The 2,540-nt window shown below is 39.2% G+C and carries 1 protein-coding gene; it reads right to left on the bottom strand.

Annotation, left to right across the window (positions count from 1 at the left end):
* Nucleotides 1-2,540 (bottom strand): beta-N-acetylglucosaminidase domain-containing protein (locus tag ADH52_RS03430; RefSeq protein WP_049510102.1); only part of this gene is annotated, 2,540 nt, incomplete at both ends.

Here is a 2,540-nt window from a genome sequence, read left to right on the forward strand (position 1 = left end):
TTGTAGATTCTAGTTTGGTTGGTTGCACTTCTTTAGTCGTTACAAGGAGAGAAGTTGATGGCAGGTCTTGTTCTTGATTTGTTTTATTAACAAGACGAACGTAACGTACCAAGTGGGTTGCGACAGTTCTGTCTGTCAACTGGCTAGCTGGTGTCCATTCTTGAGCATTTGCAGAGTACTCAAGGCTAAGAGCTGGGTTGGTTTGACCTTGGAGCTGGATGCTCTTGACTTGATGGATTCGGTCAAGCTTCATACCTAGATAACTATTCGCAGGAAGTTTGGTTTCAGCTGGAATTTGAAGCTCGTAACTGCCCAAGCTATCCACTACTGGTGTTTCCTTCAAGGCATCCACGTTGGTGTCTGTTAAGTCAAGATTTGGACTATCTACATCCACTCTAAATTCCGCAATTCTCCACCATTTACTTAAGGTTTCTGTATTACGAATGCGAACAAAACGAGTTGTAAATTCTTGCACGATATCAGAAGTTCGTTGCCCTGTTAAATTTTGAAGTGTAGTCCAATTTGTACCATCCGCAGAATATTCGACGACTCCAGATGCTAGTTTATCCCGTTCCCCTTGCATCAGATGAACTCGTTTTACTTTATGCAATCCACCTAAGTCCATTTGTACCCAAGCTTGTTCTGGTGTGACATTGGTCTGATCAACATGTGCCATCATAGATTCCGTGTTTTCTTGACCATCTTGCATCTGAACAACACTTGTTCCATATTTATAAATCAGATTTGAACTTAAGCTAATAGTGCCCCTAACCTTCTTACTACCTAACTCTAGGGGTCTATTTACAGCAATTTCACGCATGGCGAGCCAAGCATTATCCTTCTTAGCTGTTGCTATCATACGAACAGCTTGAGCTGTGATATCGAGGTCATTAAATTCCAGAATGCGTTCTCGACCAGTATATGCAGGGCTCGTTATGGCTACCCATTCTCCTTTTTCATTTTGATATTCCACAACTGCATTACTAAAGGTATAGTTATCAGCCGTATTAGTACCCGTAGCGAAACCTAATTTGTGTATTTTAATTGCCTTATTAAAGCGCAAGCCTACATAATCACCTCTTTCAATCACAATTGTTGTTTTGGCAATCACATGTGTATCAAAATCACCATCTGTGACTTCTTTCAATCCACCTTCTATTCCAGCACGATTCGTAATAAATGTTGTCACAAATTTATCTGGATTCAACATTGATTGGATGTGCAAGGCTAAGTATTCTTTTAGATTATTGATAAATGGTCGAATATGTTGGACACCAAATTCTGCGTATTCATAATGGTCAACGTAAAAGAAGGCATGTTTAACTGACTGGTCATAATGTTTAACTCCTTCTTGATAATACTCCCATACCTTGGCATCATTTTTTTCAGTAAGTCCTTCCGTAGCTGTTAAGAAAGCTTCAAGCGCGTCCATTTGATCCACTGTATTATCTAACCAATAGTGAATTTGTTCAATTAATTTCTGATCGCCTTTTTCTTTAAGTAGAAGAGCATTTGCTTTCAAACCAGCAAAAATTTTCCTCAACTCTTTTCTTTCAGAATCCAGATTTTGACCAGATTTGAGTTTGTTATAGAATTCTATCAATTTTGGATCCAATTCTACAGACTCTTCTAATTTAGTGACATGGGGAGGTCTATTTTGATTGCGCATATGTTTTCCGAGTTCTCGAAAAGCCTTTGAAACACTGCTTTCTTCAAAATGATCATTGACTACATAGTTAAAGGCCATATCGTTGATTTGTTCTGCTTCTTCTGCACTTCTCCATTGCTTCCATCCATACTGAGCCATATCAAAAAGTGCTACTTTAGAAGCTTCAGATTGTTGCATTGGATTTAACATAATTCCTTGCGCAAGTGATAAATCAACATTTGGATGTAAGAATTTTTCACCACCTCCAAGAATCAGGTGGGGTTTTGTATTGTCATTACATGGCCAGTTAATCCAAAACTGAATTGGACGGTAAGTCTTACCACCTTCCGTTAAATTTTTCTTTAAGTTCGTTAAGAATGTTTGGTCAACAGCTCCCCAAACCTTTCCACCAGTAAGTGTTAAATGGACATTTTCAGGAAGATGTTCATTCAAGGTTCGGAGTTCAGCTTCAGTTCCTTGCCCCATGTACCAGGCAGGAACAAAAATCATATCTTTACGGAGACCACTGTATGTTGTTTGTTTTTCAATCAACCAATTTGTTATATCCTTCATCAAGCGAACATAACTATGGTAACCACCAACTGGGCTTGGTGCATCGTCTGCAAGCACACCAAATTCTCGCACTCCTACGTCCAACAACTGAGTAAATTTAGCCTTGATGGTTGCAAGATCCGCCTGGTAATGTGCTTCATTACCAAAGCGAATACGTTTATTCATAAATGGATGAATAGTCCAGACATAACGTGTTTTCGTCTCATTACCGACACGAGCGAGTTCTCGAATTTCAGCTAGTTTTTCTTCTGGGTATAGTTCACGCCATTTCTTGTTGTGGTATGGATCATCTTTTGGTGCGAAGAAGTATTGGGTCAAT

The sequence above is a fragment of the Streptococcus pseudopneumoniae genome, assembly GCF_001072665.1.
Taxonomy (GTDB): Bacteria; Bacillota; Bacilli; order Lactobacillales; family Streptococcaceae; genus Streptococcus; species Streptococcus pseudopneumoniae_S.